Genomic DNA, 14,531 nt, shown 5'->3' with positions numbered 1-14,531 from the left:
AAATTTTGGCCTTGTGGCTGGGAACTGTGGGCCGGGCGCAAACGTTCGCGGTGGGCGAAATCGCTGCTCGTAGCACGGATCTGGCGGTTGCGGTACCCCGGATGGCCTAGTGGGGCGGGCAGAGATCAACCGGTTCTAACCTGTGATTGGCCACTGGGTACGGGGTGGACGTGGGGGGCTGTTAGTGTTGCGGGCTGAACCCGGATGTCCTCCGGGTCGCTTGGTCGTGGCTGCCTGCTGCGGCCTGCCAACTACCGCATGTGCCGGTCCCTGGGGGTCGGCAACGCTCAGGAGGTTCGCGTGCTCGGCGCATTCCGCTCGGCTCTCGCGACGCCGGATCTACGCAAGAAGATCCTGTTTACGCTCGGGATCATCATTGTGTACCGGCTTGGTGCGACCATGCCCGCGCCGGGCGTGTCCTTCAAGAACGTGCGGGCGTGTGCCGAGCAGCTTGAAGGCCAGAACATCTACTCGCTGATCAACCTGTTCAGCGGTGGAGCGTTGCTCAACCTGTCCGTGTTCGCGCTGGGCATCATGCCCTACATCACCGCGAGCATCATCATTCAGCTCCTCACCGTGGTGATTCCGCGGTTCGAGCAGCTGAAGAAGGAAGGGCAGTCCGGTCAGGGCAAGCTGACGCAGTACACGCGGTACCTGACCATCGGGCTGGCGATCCTGCAGTCCACCGGTCTGGTCGCCCTGGCGGTGCGCGGGCAGCTGTTCGGCGAGTGCGACCAGGACGTCATTCCTGGCAAGGACAGCATCTTCACCCTCATCGTGCTGGTCATCACCATGACCGCCGGTACCTCGGTCATCATGTGGCTGGGTGAGCTGATCACGGAGAAGGGCATCGGCAACGGCATGTCGTTGCTGATCTTCACCGGTATCGCCGCCCGGATTCCGGCCGAGGGCAAGAACATCCTCGACAAGAGCCCGATCACCTTCACTCTCGTGTGTGTCGCCGCTCTTCTCATCATCGCGAGCGTCATCTACGTCGAGCAGGCCCAGCGCCGCATCCCGGTGCAGTACGCCAAGCGCATGATCGGCCGTCGCATGTACGGCGGCACTTCGACGTACCTTCCTCTCAAGGTGAACCAGGCCGGCGTCATCCCGGTCATCTTCGCCTCGTCGCTGCTCTACCTGCCGGACCTGATCGTGCGCCTCACCCAGGGGTCCTCGACCGAGACGAACTGGTTCTCGACCTTCGTGCAGACCTACCTGGTCAAGCAGTCGAGCTGGGTGCACATCGCGTCGTACTTCTTGCTGATCGTCTTCTTCACGTACTTCTACGTCGGCATCACGTTCAACCCGGACGAGCGTGCTGACGAGATGAAGAAGTTCGGTGGCTTCATCCCCGGCATCCGTCCTGGTCGTCCGACCGCCGAGTACCTCAAGTTCGTGCTGGGTCGCATCACGCTCCCCGGCTCGCTCTACCTCGGCATCGTGGCGATCCTGCCGAACCTGTTCCTGGACCTGACCGGTGACGGGCAGAACCAGAACTTCCCGTTCGGCGGCACCGCGGTTCTGATCATGGTCGGTGTCGGTCTCGACACCGTGAAGCAGATCGAGAGCCAGCTCATGCAGCGCAATTACGAAGGGTTCCTCCGCTAGATGCGACTCGTTCTCGTTGGCCCGCCCGGTGCGGGCAAGGGCACCCAGGCTGAAGTGTTGAGCCGCAAGCTCGGCGTGCCGCACATCTCGACGGGCGACCTCTTCCGGTCACACATCAGCAACCAGACCGAACTCGGCCTCGAGGTGCAGAGCATCCTCGACGAGGGCGCGCTGGTTCCTGACTCCATCACGAACGAGATGGTGCGCAAGCGCCTGGCCGAGTCGGATGCGGAGCACGGGTTCCTGCTCGACGGGTTCCCGCGCAACGTGGCGCAGGCCGACAAGCTGGGCGAGTTCCTGGCCGCAGGTGGCCACGAGCTCGACGCCGTGCTGGAGTTCCGGGTCGACGAGGACGTCGTGGTCGAGCGGCTGCTCGCGCGCGGGCGCACGGATGACAAGGAAGAGGTCATCCGGCACCGCCAGCAGGTGTACCGCAACGAGACTGCGCCGCTGCTCAGCTACTACGCGGAGAAGGTCATCTCCATCGACGCCGTCGGTGAGATCGACGAGATCAGCGAGCGTGCCCTCGCGGCGCTGCACTCGCTGCGCGGCGAGAAGTGACGGGTGGCCGAGGCGGGCTTTGACGCTGGTCGAAGCCCGCAGTGCTTTTCGGGGACGACCCCCGGCCCCGCGTGTTCGGGCGGTGCGCGCCCGAACGTTTCGTGCCTTAGGCGCGCTTAGTTGATCGTTTGGTGAAGGCATGAGCAAGATCGAGATCAAGACCCGCGGCGAGCTGGAGGCGATGCGCGCCTCCGGCCTGGTCGTGGCGCGCGCGTTGCGCAACGTCGTCGACGCGGTGAAGGCCGGCGTGTCCACGTGGGAGCTCGACGAGATCGCCGAGCAGACCATTCGCGACGCCGGCGCCATCCCGTCGTTCAAGGGTTACCACGGCTTCCCGGCGAGCATCTGCGCGTCGGTGAACGAGCAGATCGTCCACGGCATCCCGAGCAAGAAGCAGGTGCTCGCCGAGGGCGACCTGATCTCGATCGACTGCGGTGCGATCCTCGACGGCTGGCACGGCGACTCGGCCGTCACCGTCGGCTGCGGTGAGCTCTCGCCGGCCGACCACAAGCTGTCCGAGGCCACCAGGCTGTCGATGCTCGCGGGCATCGAGGCTGCGGTGCCGGGTGGACGGCTCACGGACATCTCGTTCGCCATCGAGTCGTCGGCCATCGAGTCGGGCGAGCGCGACGGCATCGAGTACGGCATCGTCGCGGACTACGGCGGCCACGGCATCGGCACCAAGATGCACATGGACCCGTTCCTGCCGAACTTCGGCAAGCCCGGCAAGGGCCCGAAGCTCAAGGTCGGCATGGCCATCGCGATCGAGCCGATGCTGACCCTCGGCACGGACGACTCCCAGGAGCTCGAGGACGGCTGGACCGTCATCACGCTCGACGGGACGCGGGCCGCGCACTGGGAGCACAGCGTCGCGATCACCGAGGAAGGCCCCTGGGTGCTCACCGCGCCCGAGGAGGATTAAGCCCTCGAGACTTGGAATGACCCCGTTCGCCGTGAGGTGAGCGGGGTTATTTCGTTTGTCAGCTCGGATATGGTCGAGGTGACGAGCGAAATCCAATGTCTGGGGGCATTGTGCGGGTGCACCGCTTCGTCCTGTCCGCCCTTCTGATTTCCGTTTCAGGCTGCGCTGCCACGAAGCCGGCCACCGACTACACCTACCAGGACGTTCCGCCGGAGCAGATCGCCAACCGGATCTTCCTGGCCGACACCATCGCCGAAGTGGAGAGGTGCGAGCCGCCGTTCGCCGACGTGCGGATCGTCCGGCCCAACTTCCTGAGTCCGCCGCCGGCGGCCGATGGCTGCGGGGGATCGGCCAGGGCTGCTGCCGGGCCGGAGTACGTCGGCGCCGTGAGTCGCATCACGGCACTGCACGACACCGTGGTCCGCGAGTGGGAGGCACGGCTGAAATCCGGGCCGGAGGCCGCCCAGACGCGCGCCCTCTCGGTGACGCTGCTGCACTGCCTCGACCGGGCCGGGTTCACGCAGCGCGGCCCCGGCGACCCGAGCCTCGAGAGCTACGGCATCGGATCCGGCGACCTGGCGCTCGACAACGCAGCTCAGGAGTGCTCCGACGAGACCGGCTACGGCAGCGCGATCGCAGCTCAGCGGGTCCGCACGCTCAAGTCCGTGCTCGGGCTGCACGAGTCGGAGATCAACGAGATCACCCGGCTCAGGGCCCTGCTGGCCAGCCACGCACGACCGGGTGACGGCGCAGAGCGGGGCCGATTTGGGTTGCCGGAGTGAACTGCGTACACTGGTCAGGTGGCGCATCCGTCGCGCCGGTTCTGTCATGCCCTTGCTGGTGAGATCGAGCCGGACTGACGCGCGTCCAAAGGTTATTATCACCGTCACGAAACGCGGAGGACATGGGCAAGAAGGACGGGGCCATTGAGGTCGAGGGCCGCGTAGTCGAGCCGCTCCCCAACGCGATGTTCAGGGTCGAGTTGGAGAACGGTCACAAGGTACTCGCGCACATCAGCGGCAAGATGCGACAGCACTACATCCGCATCCTCCCTGAGGACCGGGTTGTCGTGGAGCTCTCGCCCTACGACCTGTCCCGCGGGCGCATCGTCTACCGCTACAAGTGACCTCCAGTAGCAGGAGATCTCAGGCGTGAAGGTTCAGCCGAGCGTCAAGAAGATCTGCGACAAGTGCAAGGTGATCCGCCGTCACGGCCGGGTCATGGTGATCTGCGAGAACCTGCGCCACAAGCAGCGCCAGGGCTGAGCAGTTCCACTCGCGCTCGTCGAGATCCTCGATGACGCAGTAACGAGAAGCCTCCTCGTACCTGCCGCACGCAGGGCTTCAGGCGTGCGGACACCCCCGGATTCCAGGCCGGGGCCGGGACACCGGTTGTGAGAACAGCCGGAACGACACACAGCGAGTCAGTCACCGGAACTGGACGAGGAGCAGACCTGGAAGTAATCGACAGGAGTTAACCGCCACATGGCACGACTCGCTGGCGTCGACCTCCCCCGCGAAAAGCGGATGGAGATCGCGCTCACCTACATCTTCGGCATCGGTCGTACGCGCTCCAAGGAGCTGCTCGCCGCCACGGAGATCTCCCCGGACCTCCGGGTGAAGGATCTGACGGACGACGACCTCGCCAAGCTGCGGGACCACATCGAGACGAACTACAAGGTCGAGGGTGACCTTCGCCGTGAGGTCGCGGCCGACATCCGTCGCAAGATGGAGATCGGTTGCTACGAAGGTCTTCGGCACCGTCGTGGCCTGCCCGTTCGCGGACAGCGCACCAAGACGAACGCCCGTACCCGCAAGGGTCCGAAGAAGACCGTGGCCGGCAAGAAGAAGGCCGGCAAGAAGTAAGACCTCGCGTCTACTGCCCTCAACTTAGGAGCTCGTTTTGCCACCGAAGTCCCGTCAGGGCGCCGGGGTCAAGAAGATCCGGCGCAAGGAAAAGAAGAACGTCTCGCACGGCCAGGCGCACATCAAGAGCACGTTCAACAACACCATCGTGTCCATCACGGACCCGATGGGCAACGTGATCAGCTGGGCGTCCGCCGGCCACGTGGGTTTCAAGGGCTCGCGCAAGTCCACGCCGTTCGCGGCGCAGATGGCTGCCGAGAACGCCGCCCGCAAGGCCGCCGAGCACGGCATGCGCAAGGTGGACGTGTTCGTCAAGGGTCCCGGCTCCGGCCGTGAGACCGCGATCCGTTCGCTGCAGGCCGCCGGTCTCGAGGTCGGCACCATCCAGGACGTGACCCCGCAGCCCCACAACGGCTGCCGCCCGCCCAAGCGGCGCCGGGTCTGAGGCACGGGGAGGAGTAAGAACTAATGGCTCGTTACACGGGACCTGCGACGCGTATCTCGCGCCGCCTGAAGGTCGACCTCGTTGGTGGGGACCAGGCGTTCGAGCGCCGTCCGTACCCGCCCGGCCAGCACGGCCGCGGCCGGGTCAAGGAGTCCGAGTACCTGCTGCAGCTCCAGGAGAAGCAGAAGGCTCGCTACACCTACGGCGTCCTCGAGAAGCAGTTCGTCCGCTACTACAAGGAAGCGGTTCGTCGTCCGGGCAAGACCGGTGAGAACCTGCTCCAGATCCTCGAGGCCCGCCTCGACAACGTGGTGTACCGCGCGGGCCTCGCCCGCACGCGTCGCCAGGCTCGCCAGCTGGTCAGCCACGGGCACTTTCTGGTCAACGGCCACAAGGTGAACATCCCGAGCTACCAGGTGTCGAAGTTCGACATCATCGACGTGAAGCCGAAGTCCATGCCGACGCTGCCCTTCGAGGCTGCTCGCGCGTCCTTCGGTGACCGCCCGATCCCGGCTTGGCTGCAGGTCGTTCCCTCGAACCTGCGCATCCTCGTGCACCAGCTGCCCGAGCGCGCGCAGATCGACACGCCTGTCACCGAGCAGCTCATCGTCGAGCTCTACTCGAAGTGATCCTCTCCGAGCGACCGTCCACTGCGGACGGTCGCTCGGGTCGGGTCCCGCATCGGCGCGAAGGGTGTGCCGAGTGCGTTTGCCGGTCCTCGTGGCTGGCTGTTGTTGACGGCGTCAAATAGCGGGCGTCGTTGGTGGAAGGAAGAACCCAGTGCTGATTTCCCAGCGCCCCTCGCTCGGCGAGGAAGCGGTCTCCGAGACCCGTTCCCGGTTCGTCATCGAACCGCTGGAGCCGGGCTTCGGTTACACGCTCGGCAACTCGATCCGCCGCACGCTGCTCTCGTCGATCCCCGGTGCTGCTGTCACGAGCATCCGCATCGACGGCGTGCTGCACGAGTTCACCACGGTTCCCGGGGTGAAGGAGGACGTCACCGACGTCATCCTGAACCTGAAGGAGCTCGTCGTCTCGTCCGAGGAGGACGAGCCGGTGACCATGTACCTGCGCAAGCAGGGCCCCGGTGTGGTGACCGCGGGCGACATCGTGCCTCCGGCCGGTGTCACCGTGCACAACCCCGACCTGCACATCGCGACCCTGAACGGCAAGGGCAAGCTGGAGATCGAGCTCGTCGTCGAGCGCGGTCGCGGCTACGTCCCTGCGGTGCAGAACAAGCAGGCGGGCGCCGAGATCGGCCGCATCCCCGTCGACTCGATCTACTCGCCGGTGCTCAAGGTGACGTACAAGGTCGAGGCGACTCGTGTCGAGCAGCGCACGGACTTCGACAAGCTGATCCTCGACGTGGAGACCAAGCCCTCGATCACCCCGAGGGACGCGGTTGCCTCCGCGGGTAAGACCCTGGTTGAGCTGTTCGGCCTCGCTCGCGAGCTGAACATCGACGCCGAGGGCATCGAGATCGGCCCGTCGCCGGCCGAGGCCGACACCATCGCCGCGTTCGCGATGCCTATCGAGGATCTGGACCTCACGGTCCGTTCCTACAACTGCTTGAAGCGGGAAGGCATCCACACCGTCGGCGAGCTCGTGTCGCGCAGCGAGGCGGACCTGCTGGACATCCGCAACTTCGGTGCGAAGTCGATCGACGAGGTCAAGATGAAGCTCGTCGGCCTCGGCCTCGCCCTGAAGGACTCGCCTCCTGGGTTCGACCCGTCCGCGGCTGCTGCCGACTACCACCCCGGTGACACGGGCTGGGGCGCCGGTGCCGGCCTGGACCCGCACGACGACGGTCAGGACTACGCGGAGACCGAGCAGCTCTGACGCTCTGATTCAGAGCTAGAGGATCTCTTTTAGTTACAGGAGTAAGCGATGCCCACCCCTACCAAGGGCCCCCGGCTCGGTGGGTCTCCGGCGCACGAGCGGCTGCTGCTCGCCAACCTGGCGACGGCGCTGTTCCAGCACGGCCGGATCAAGACCACTGAGGCGAAGGCGAAGCGGCTGCGTCCGTACGCCGAGAAGCTCATCAGCAAGGCCAAGGTCGGTGACCTGCACAACCGTCGCGAGATCATGAAGACGATCCGCGACAAGGACGTCGTGCACAAGCTGATCGCCGAGATCGGTCCGTTCTTCAGCGACCGTTCCGGTGGCTACACCCGCATCACCAAGACGCTGGCGCGCAAGGGCGACAACGCCCCCATGGCCATCATCGAGCTGGTGCAGCAGAAGCTCGTCTCCACCGAGGCCGAGGCTGCGCGCAAGACCAAGTTCGCCAAGGACGAGAAGCCGGCTGAGGCCGCTGTCGTCGAGGCCGACGCCGACGAGACCAAGGCCGAGGACGCTGTCGAGGTTGACGGCGAGCCGACCGCTGAGGCCGTCGAGGCCGAGGAGAAGGCGGACGAGAAGGCCGAGTCCAAGAAGGACGAGTCCTGAGTCGTACGACTGCTGACGAGCCCGTCGTTCCCGCTGCTGGGGACGGCGGGCTCGTTCGTGTGCGCTTTGATCTGGGGTATGACGGGACCGAGTTCTCCGGGTGGGCTCGTCAGCCTTCTCGCCGGACCGTTTGTGGCGTTCTCGAGGACACCCTGTCGATGGTGTTGCGTGAGGACGTTGTACTGACTGTGGCCGGGCGGACGGATGCTGGGGTGCACGCGTCCGGACAGGTCGCCCATGCTGATTTGCCGTCCACTGTGGATGTCGAGGGCTTGCCTCGGCGGTTGGCCCGTGTGCTGCCTGCTGACGTGCGTGTGTTCTCCGCGCGTGTGGTGCCTGCTGCGTTTGACGCTCGGTTTTCTGCGTTGCGGCGGCATTACGAGTACCGGATCACGGATGCTGCGTTTGGGGCGCATCCGTTGCGGCGGTTGGACACCTTGGCTTGGCCGCGTCCGTTGGATGTGGACGCCATGAACGTCGCGGCTGGGTTGTTGTTGGGGGAGCACGATTTTTGTGCCTTCTGCAAGCGGCGTGAGGGTGCCACGACGATTCGGGAGTTGCAGCGGCTTGAGCTGGTGCGGTCGGCTTCTGATGGTGTGATCACGGCGTTTGTGTCTGCTGATGCGTTTTGCCACTCGATGGTTCGGTCGCTCGTTGGGGCGTTGCTGGCTGTTGGGGAGGGGCGGAAGGCTGTTGCGTGGCCTTCGTCGTTGTTGTCGCTCTCTGGGCGGGCCAGCGGGGTGACGGTGGCTCCGGCTCATGGGTTGAGCCTGGTTCGGGTGGACTTTCCGGCTGATTCGGAGTTGGCGGCTCGGGCTGAGGCGACTCGGAAGGTCCGGACGCTGTCCTGAGGCCGCCGTTCCGGCGTGTTTGCGCCGGGTTCGTAGCGTTTCCCACGCCGCTCTCGGGTTGATGGCACGCCTGTTGCTGTGGGCGGCTGCGCGCTGCGTAGGCACCTCGCCTTCGGCCTTGCGCTGGAAAGGGAGGAGCCCCCGGCGGGGGGACCGGGGGCTCCGAGGGGTGGGTGGTGTGTGGGTCAGATGTCCAGCGTCCACGAGTCGATGTGGCCCGTGTCCTGGCGGTAGAGGTCGAGGACCCTCAGTTGCCAGGCGCCGTTTGCGTCCTCAGTGGACACGTTGACGTTGTAGGTGGCGTTGATGTCGTCTGCGCTGTCGTTGCCGCTGGAGACCTTCAGGAGCTTCACTGCGCCCGACGGGGCGATCAGGGCCAGTTCCAGGTCGCCTCGGTAGGTGTGCTTGATGGCCACCTTCACGGTCCCCGCTGCGCTGGCCTTGCCGTTGCAGTCGGCGATCGTGATCGACGAGGTCACCGAGGAGGCGTCTGGGATGGCCGTGTCGGTGTCGTTGGTGGCCGATGGGCACTGGCCCGGCGGGTTGCCCGGGGCGGTGCCGGTGATGTGCAGGAGCTTGTTCGGGGAGCCTGCGCCTGGGTTGCTGACGACGTCGGGGCTGGAGTTCTCGACCAGGGCGTCGCGGACCTGTTGCGGGGTGGCCGTGGGGGACGAGCCCAGGTAGACCGCCGCTGCGCCTACGACGTGCGGGGTGGCCATTGAGGTGCCGCTGATGGTGTTCGTGGCGTCGTCGTTGGTCAGCCAGGCTGAGGTGATGTCGCGGCCCGGGGCGAAGATGTCGAGGCAGTTGCCCAGGTTGGAGAACGACGAGCGGGCGTCGGTGCGGTCGGTGGAGCCGACCGTGATGGCTTCCGGGGTGCGGGCCGGTGAGGTGTTGCAGGCGTTGCCGCCGTTGTCGTTGCCTGCGGCCAGGCCGTAGGTGACGCCTGCGGTGATGGAGCGCTTCACGGCGTCGTCGACGGTTTGGTTGGCGCCGCCGCCCAGGGACATGTTGGCGACTGCGGGCTTGTTGGCCGGGTTGTTGTTGACCTGCTCGGTCACCCAGTCGATGCCGGCGATCACGCCCGCGAAGGTGCCGGAGCCCGCGCAGTTCAGGACTCGGACGGCTACCAGCTTCACGTCCTTGGCCACGCCGTACTTGGTGCCGCCCACGGTGCCCGCGACGTGGGTTCCGTGGCCGTTGCAGTCGGTGGCATCGTTGTCGTTGTCCACGGTGTCGCGGCCGTGGACGGCGCGGCCGCCGAAGTCGGTGTGGGAGATGCGGATGCCCGTGTCGATGATGTAGGCGGTGACGCCTGCGCCGCGGTTCGGGTAGGTGTAGCTGTTGTCCAGGGGGAGGGTGCGCTGGTCGATTCGGTCCAGGCCCCAGGACGGAGTGGGGGTTTGCGTGTCCGAAATGCGGACTTCGGCGTCCTGTTCGACGTAGGCGACGCTCGGGTCCAGGGCCAGGCGCTTCGCGTCGGACTCGGACATCTGGGCGGAGAAACCGCGCAAAGCGGACTTGTAAGAGTGCTTCACCTTCGCGCTGTACTTAGCGCTGATGTTCTCGACGCTTGCGGTGCTGACGTCCTTCAGCACGACGATGTAGTTGTCCTTGACCGCGTTGGACGCACCGAGGTTGCGAATCTCCCCCTCGGGCGCAGCGGTGGCGGAGACGGACGTCAGTGCGAGCGCGGTGCTCGCCACCAGTCCGATTCCAGCCGCTCGTCTGAGCCACGATTCTCCCATAGCAGCGTGCTCCCTCGTCGCAGGGTCGTGCGGGTGAGAGTTTTCTTAGTGGCGCAGACGGATTTCGCACAAGAAGGTCCACGGAATTACCTTCGAATGGCGAATCCACAGATTTGCGGGGCCTGTGAATTAGTTGGTGCCGCTGAGCTATGGACAGAACAATTGCGCCCCGAACGGTTCACCGTCCGGGGCGCAAGTTTCGCCTATTTCGTCGAGCGTCTCAATCGCCTCTGCGCACTGCGCCGAGGATCTGCTGTTCGGCGGGCGTGGTGTACAGGCGCAGGTGCGCCCACATGTCCTGGCCCATCGCGATGACCTGGTCGTCCTTCAGCTGGGTCAGCTGCTGGAACATCTGCGGGCGCAGGCGCCACATCTGACCGGCCAGCTGGGCCTGGCCCATCGGGAGGCGTTGCAGCAGCACGAGGTCCGCGTTGTTCGCCGTCGACGAGGCCTGCGGGTGCAGGTACGGCAGCACGTACATCGTGGTCTGCCACGGCGCGCGGGGCGGGAAGAGCTCCTGCGGGACGTGGCCGCCGTCGTGGATCACCAGCAGCGGCATGTCCTCGGTCGGCCTGGGCAGGTCGGCCGGGGAGAGGCGGCGCAGCTGCACCAGCTGGGACGGGCGGCCGTCCGGGCCCTGGCCCGCCGCGCGGACTACGGGCTGCCAGGCCTGCGGGCGGCCCGTCGCGATGATGATGAACGCGCCGGTGGCCATGGCGCGCAACGCGATCTGGCGGGCCAGGTAAAGGCCGCCGACGACCACCATGCGGGTCGGGGTGGGGCGCAGCACGGACACCGACAGCGGTTCGCCCTTGACGCCCTGGCCGAGCATCATGCCGCCGCGGTCGCCGCTCGGGCTGACCACGTCGAGCATGTTCGGCGACACCAGGAACTCCGGTGCCACGCCGTCGCGGCCGCGTGAGTCGAGCAGACGGGACGAGCTCATGCCACACCTCCCAGCGGCAGCGTCGCGGCCAGGCCGGCGAGCTGCATGCCCCGCAACGGGGTCAGCGTGATGTCGAGCTTGTCGCTCAGCTTCGACAACTGGTCCTCCGCGCGGTCCAGCTCGCTCGGCGTGCGGGCGCTCACCCGCACCAGGCCGCGCAGCGAGACCTGACCGTCCTCGCGGGACGGTGAGATCGACATCGCCAGCGTGGACGAAAGAGCGCGCACGCCCGTGAGCGAGTTCAGGTTGCCCTTCAAGCCCTTCGACGGCCAGCCGGTGATCGCGTAGCTGGCGTGACCAACGCCACCCGCGGTGACGCCCGACCACTTCTCCCGCAGCGACACGGGGTTCGTGTTGCCGACGGCGGCGGTCAGCTCGGCCGACGAGATCGCCGCGCGCAGCAGCTCGTCCGAGTCGAGCGGGCGGATCGTCACGCCCGCGGACTCCAAAGCGTTGCGGACACGGGACAACGCGCCGATCAACGCGCGGTGCGCACCGACGACGCCGCCGCCACGCTCCCTGATCGCCTCGCCACACCGGCGCGGGTCGAGCCGCACCGTGATCCACGTGGTGCGCCTGGCCGCCGCGGGCAGCGGGCCGAGCACCTCCATGTACGAGCTGATCGCCGGCGAGTTCGGCGGAAGTGCCGCGCTGCCGGGGTAGCAGTGCCAGATCACGGTGATCGCGTCCAGGACCACGCCGCGGTCCTCCAGGCACGGTGCCAGCGCGCCCAGCGGCAGCGACGGTGCCGTGCCGACCGCGGAGATCAGCGGCGGCGTCGGGTCGACGAGCAGCACCGCGGTCCACACGCCGTCGTGCCACGACAGCGCGAGCGGGCGGCGTTCGTGGTCGACGCCCTTCGCGATCACCAGGTCCGGGATGGCCAGGCGCAGCAACGCGACGCGCGGGTCCTCCGGGCCGAGCACCTGCATCTCGTCGTCACCGGGCTTGGACTCCTGCGGCTCGACGCGCTTCGCCGTCCGGCTGTGCGAACGGAAGTTGTAGCGCAGCCGAACGCCGATCCACTGGGTGAGCCAACGTCCACGCGATCGGGTGAACGCCAGGATGAGTGCGATCAACAGCACACCGCCGGCGATCGACACCGACACGACGTTGAGCGCTCCCGCCGAGTTCTTCACGCCCATGAGGGTGAGAACGAGGAGTGCGATGGCGAGACCGATCTCGATCGTGACTACGTTCGAGACGGGCAAAGAGCCGAGGCTGACGCCGGCACCTCTGCGCCGGACACGCCCGACAGGACGTGGAGGCACAGGTGCCTGCTGGCCAGGAACCCCAGGTCCCTGCGGCCGTGCCATCCCTGGGTTCGGCCGGGGCGGATGTGGAGTGGTGACGGACATCCGTTGTGGTCTCTTTCCCCTCGATGGTCGGTGGGCTTGGCGAACCGGCCCACGGAGCAACCTGCGTCCGGCTATCCTGCCGAACCGTACCGCGACTGGGAGAGCAGCGAGCCGAGAATGGCATCAACACCCACCACCAAGTCACAGGTCCAGGCCTACCAATTCGTCCTGCGGCGGATGCAGTCCGCCCTGGTCCGCAGAGACGCCGTGATGCTGCATGACCCCATGCGCAACCACTCGCGTGCGACAGCGGTGGGTGTGGTCCTGGGCGTCGTCGGTCTGCTCGGCTTCCTCGTGTACGGGCTCTTCAAGCCGGCGCCCCGCCTCGACGAGAACACGCAGATCGCCATCAGCAAGGAGACCGGCCAGGTCTACGTGGTCGACAACGCGCCGAAGCGGCTGATCCCCATGACCAACCTGGCCTCGGCCCGGTTGCTCTGGTACTCGCGCAACAACCCCGACCAGCAGGCCGGTGGCGGCGACGCACCGGCCGGCACCACCGGCCAGAGCCAGGTCGCGGGCGGCGAGCCGAAGCTGGTGAGCGAGGCGACGCTGGCGTCGATGCCGCGCGGCCGCCTCACCGGCCTGCCGGACGCGCCGGACGTGCTGCCGAAGCCGAACCTCCGCATCGACGCGCAGTGGTCCGTCTGCGACACGCTCGACCTGGACGAGTTCCGCGAGAACCAGGCGGCGGAGAACCAGATCAAGACCTCCGTGATCGCGGGCGTCAGCGGAGGCAACCCGGAGCTGGGCGACGAGGCCGTCCTGGTCCAGCAGCGGACCGGCGCGAAGAAGGCGTACCTGATCTACAAGAAGCCCCAGTCCCTGAAGGACATCTCGTCGACGACGGTGCGCGCCGAGGTGGACCTGAAGAACGACAAGGTGCTGAACGCCCTCAAGCTGAAGGGCAAGCAGCCGCGCGCCATCAGCACGGCGCTGCTGAACGCGATCCCCGAGGTCGCACCGCTGAATGCGCCGCTGATCGCGAACCAGGGCAAGAAGGCGACCTACGTCACCGAGACGACGGTCAACATCGGTGAGCTCGTCGAGGTCGAGCGCAATGCGGGCTCGGAGTACATGGTGGCGCTCGAGGACGGCTTCCAGACCGTCGACGAGACCGTCGGCGACCTCCTGCGCTACGCGTACCTGAACAACAAGCAGGCGATCAAGCTCTCGCCGAGCGCGGTCGCGAACAACAAGGACCCGAAGAACCCGATCAAGCTCGACTCCTACCCGATCAAGATCCCGACCACGCTGGAGGCGAACGCCGGCAACTCGGTGGTCTGCCTCGGCTGGAAGGCAGAGAACTACACGGAGGCGACCAAGGCCGAGCACACCTCGGTCACGATCGGCTCCAAGCTGCCCGGCCCGAAGGAGATGACCCCGGTCGAGCTGAACGCGGCGGGTGCCGGTGGCGAGATCATCGACCAGTTCCTGATGCTGCCGGGCAAGCAGGCCGTGGTGCGGGCGAGCCAGGGCAAGGGCGACTTCGGGACCGGCCCGGTGCAGATCGTCACCGGACGTGGCGTCCGCTACGGGATTCCGGACGCGGGCACCGCGGGGGCGCTCGGGCTGGAGGGCGACTTCCCGCCGGCGCCGAACCAGATCCTGAGCCTGCTGCCGATGGGACCGCAGCTCAACAAGAACGAGGCGAACCGCAGCTTCGACGCGATCACCCCGGCCCAGAAGGGTCAGATCAAGGATCCGCAGTCGACCCAGAAGTAGGCCCAGAAGTAGGCGCGGGAGTAGCGGAACCGTTCCGGGTGCATCATCGTC

16 protein-coding genes are annotated in these 14,531 nt (G+C 66.6%); 13 read left to right on the top strand and 3 right to left on the bottom strand.

Annotation, left to right across the window (positions count from 1 at the left end; genetic code table 11):
- Positions 1-300: 300 nt before the first annotated feature.
- The 12 genes from secY (at position 301) to truA (ending at position 8,703) form a co-directional block, all read left to right on the top strand.
- Positions 301-1,611 (top strand): preprotein translocase subunit SecY, encoded by a 1,311-nt coding sequence (gene secY, locus DI276_RS06345; protein WP_112262416.1) that lies wholly within the window; start codon positions 301-303, stop codon positions 1,609-1,611.
- Positions 1,612-2,172 (top strand): adenylate kinase, encoded by a 561-nt coding sequence (locus DI276_RS06340; protein WP_112262341.1) that lies wholly within the window; start codon positions 1,612-1,614, stop codon positions 2,170-2,172.
- Between the two features lie 139 nt (positions 2,173-2,311).
- Entirely contained in the window at positions 2,312-3,094 is a 783-nt protein-coding gene (gene map / locus DI276_RS06335; RefSeq protein ID WP_112262340.1) for a type I methionyl aminopeptidase, read from the top strand.
- A 95-nt stretch (positions 3,095-3,189) separates the two neighbouring features.
- Positions 3,190-3,876 carry a hypothetical protein gene (locus DI276_RS06330; protein ID WP_157984548.1) on the top strand — a complete coding sequence of 229 codons (687 nt, stop codon included), beginning with the start codon at positions 3,190-3,192 and terminating at the stop codon, positions 3,874-3,876.
- Between the two features lie 122 nt (positions 3,877-3,998).
- Complete coding sequence (gene infA / locus DI276_RS06325) at positions 3,999-4,220, top strand: translation initiation factor IF-1 (protein ID WP_005166804.1); 222 nt, start codon at positions 3,999-4,001, stop codon at positions 4,218-4,220.
- 25 nt (positions 4,221-4,245) lie between these two features.
- Entirely contained in the window at positions 4,246-4,359 is a 114-nt protein-coding gene (rpmJ, locus tag DI276_RS06320) for a 50S ribosomal protein L36 (protein WP_010148647.1), read from the top strand.
- A 219-nt stretch (positions 4,360-4,578) separates the two neighbouring features.
- Positions 4,579-4,959, top strand: coding sequence for a 30S ribosomal protein S13 (rpsM, locus tag DI276_RS06315; RefSeq protein WP_045309821.1), 381 nt, complete (start codon positions 4,579-4,581; stop codon positions 4,957-4,959).
- Positions 4,960-4,996: 37 nt separating this feature from the next.
- Positions 4,997-5,404: a 30S ribosomal protein S11 gene (gene rpsK / locus DI276_RS06310; protein ID WP_030472036.1), complete on the top strand. Its 408-nt coding sequence runs from the start codon at positions 4,997-4,999 to the stop codon at positions 5,402-5,404.
- A 23-nt stretch (positions 5,405-5,427) separates the two neighbouring features.
- A complete protein-coding gene (gene rpsD, locus DI276_RS06305) occupies positions 5,428-6,033 on the top strand; it encodes a 30S ribosomal protein S4 (RefSeq protein ID WP_030472035.1) in 606 nt (201 codons plus the stop codon).
- 151 nt (positions 6,034-6,184) lie between these two features.
- A complete protein-coding gene (locus DI276_RS06300) occupies positions 6,185-7,243 on the top strand; it encodes a DNA-directed RNA polymerase subunit alpha (protein WP_089915248.1) in 1,059 nt (352 codons plus the stop codon).
- 48 nt (positions 7,244-7,291) lie between these two features.
- Positions 7,292-7,852 carry a 50S ribosomal protein L17 gene (gene rplQ, locus DI276_RS06295; protein WP_112262338.1) on the top strand — a complete coding sequence of 187 codons (561 nt, stop codon included), beginning with the start codon at positions 7,292-7,294 and terminating at the stop codon, positions 7,850-7,852.
- A 59-nt stretch (positions 7,853-7,911) separates the two neighbouring features.
- Positions 7,912-8,703 (top strand): tRNA pseudouridine(38-40) synthase TruA, encoded by a 792-nt coding sequence (gene truA / locus DI276_RS06290; protein WP_198680487.1) that lies wholly within the window; start codon positions 7,912-7,914, stop codon positions 8,701-8,703.
- A gap of 185 nt (positions 8,704-8,888) precedes the next feature.
- Here the strand turns inward: truA and DI276_RS06285 are convergent, their stop codons facing one another.
- From DI276_RS06285 to eccE, 3 genes are all read right to left on the bottom strand, one after another.
- Positions 8,889-10,451: a S8 family peptidase gene (locus tag DI276_RS06285; RefSeq protein WP_112262336.1), complete on the bottom strand. Its 1,563-nt coding sequence runs from the start codon at positions 10,449-10,451 to the stop codon at positions 8,889-8,891.
- Positions 10,452-10,671: 220 nt separating this feature from the next.
- On the bottom strand, positions 10,672-11,397 hold the full coding sequence (locus DI276_RS06280) for a hypothetical protein (RefSeq protein ID WP_112262335.1): 726 nt from the start codon (positions 11,395-11,397) through the stop codon (positions 10,672-10,674).
- Complete coding sequence (gene eccE, locus DI276_RS06275) at positions 11,394-12,608, bottom strand: type VII secretion protein EccE (protein ID WP_408610501.1); 1,215 nt, start codon at positions 12,606-12,608, stop codon at positions 11,394-11,396. The genes DI276_RS06280 and eccE overlap by 4 nt, the downstream gene beginning before the upstream one ends.
- A gap of 264 nt (positions 12,609-12,872) precedes the next feature.
- On the opposite strand from eccE, the gene eccB reads away from it, so the two are divergent.
- Entirely contained in the window at positions 12,873-14,480 is a 1,608-nt protein-coding gene (eccB, locus tag DI276_RS06270; protein ID WP_112262415.1) for a type VII secretion protein EccB, read from the top strand.
- Positions 14,481-14,531 lie beyond the last annotated feature (51 nt).

The organism is Lentzea terrae (assembly GCF_003265345.1).
In the GTDB taxonomy this organism is placed as follows: domain Bacteria; phylum Actinomycetota; class Actinomycetes; order Mycobacteriales; family Pseudonocardiaceae; genus Lentzea; species Lentzea terrae.
This window is presented reverse-complemented; position numbering and strand designations above follow the sequence as displayed.

Coding starts and splice junctions, on each gene's coding strand:
- DI276_RS06330 (WP_157984548.1), top strand. CDS start 3,190: ATGTCTGGGGGCATTGTGCGGGTGCACCGCTTCGTCCTGTCCGCCCTT.
- DI276_RS06285 (WP_112262336.1), bottom strand. CDS start 10,451: ATGGGAGAATCGTGGCTCAGACGAGCGGCTGGAATCGGACTGGTGGCG.
- eccB (WP_112262415.1), top strand. CDS start 12,873: ATGGCATCAACACCCACCACCAAGTCACAGGTCCAGGCCTACCAATTC.
- infA (WP_005166804.1), top strand. CDS start 3,999: ATGGGCAAGAAGGACGGGGCCATTGAGGTCGAGGGCCGCGTAGTCGAG.
- rpsM (WP_045309821.1), top strand. CDS start 4,579: ATGGCACGACTCGCTGGCGTCGACCTCCCCCGCGAAAAGCGGATGGAG.
- rplQ (WP_112262338.1), top strand. CDS start 7,292: ATGCCCACCCCTACCAAGGGCCCCCGGCTCGGTGGGTCTCCGGCGCAC.
- DI276_RS06340 (WP_112262341.1), top strand. CDS start 1,612: ATGCGACTCGTTCTCGTTGGCCCGCCCGGTGCGGGCAAGGGCACCCAG.
- rpsD (WP_030472035.1), top strand. CDS start 5,428: ATGGCTCGTTACACGGGACCTGCGACGCGTATCTCGCGCCGCCTGAAG.
- DI276_RS06280 (WP_112262335.1), bottom strand. CDS start 11,397: ATGAGCTCGTCCCGTCTGCTCGACTCACGCGGCCGCGACGGCGTGGCA.
- map (WP_112262340.1), top strand. CDS start 2,312: ATGAGCAAGATCGAGATCAAGACCCGCGGCGAGCTGGAGGCGATGCGC.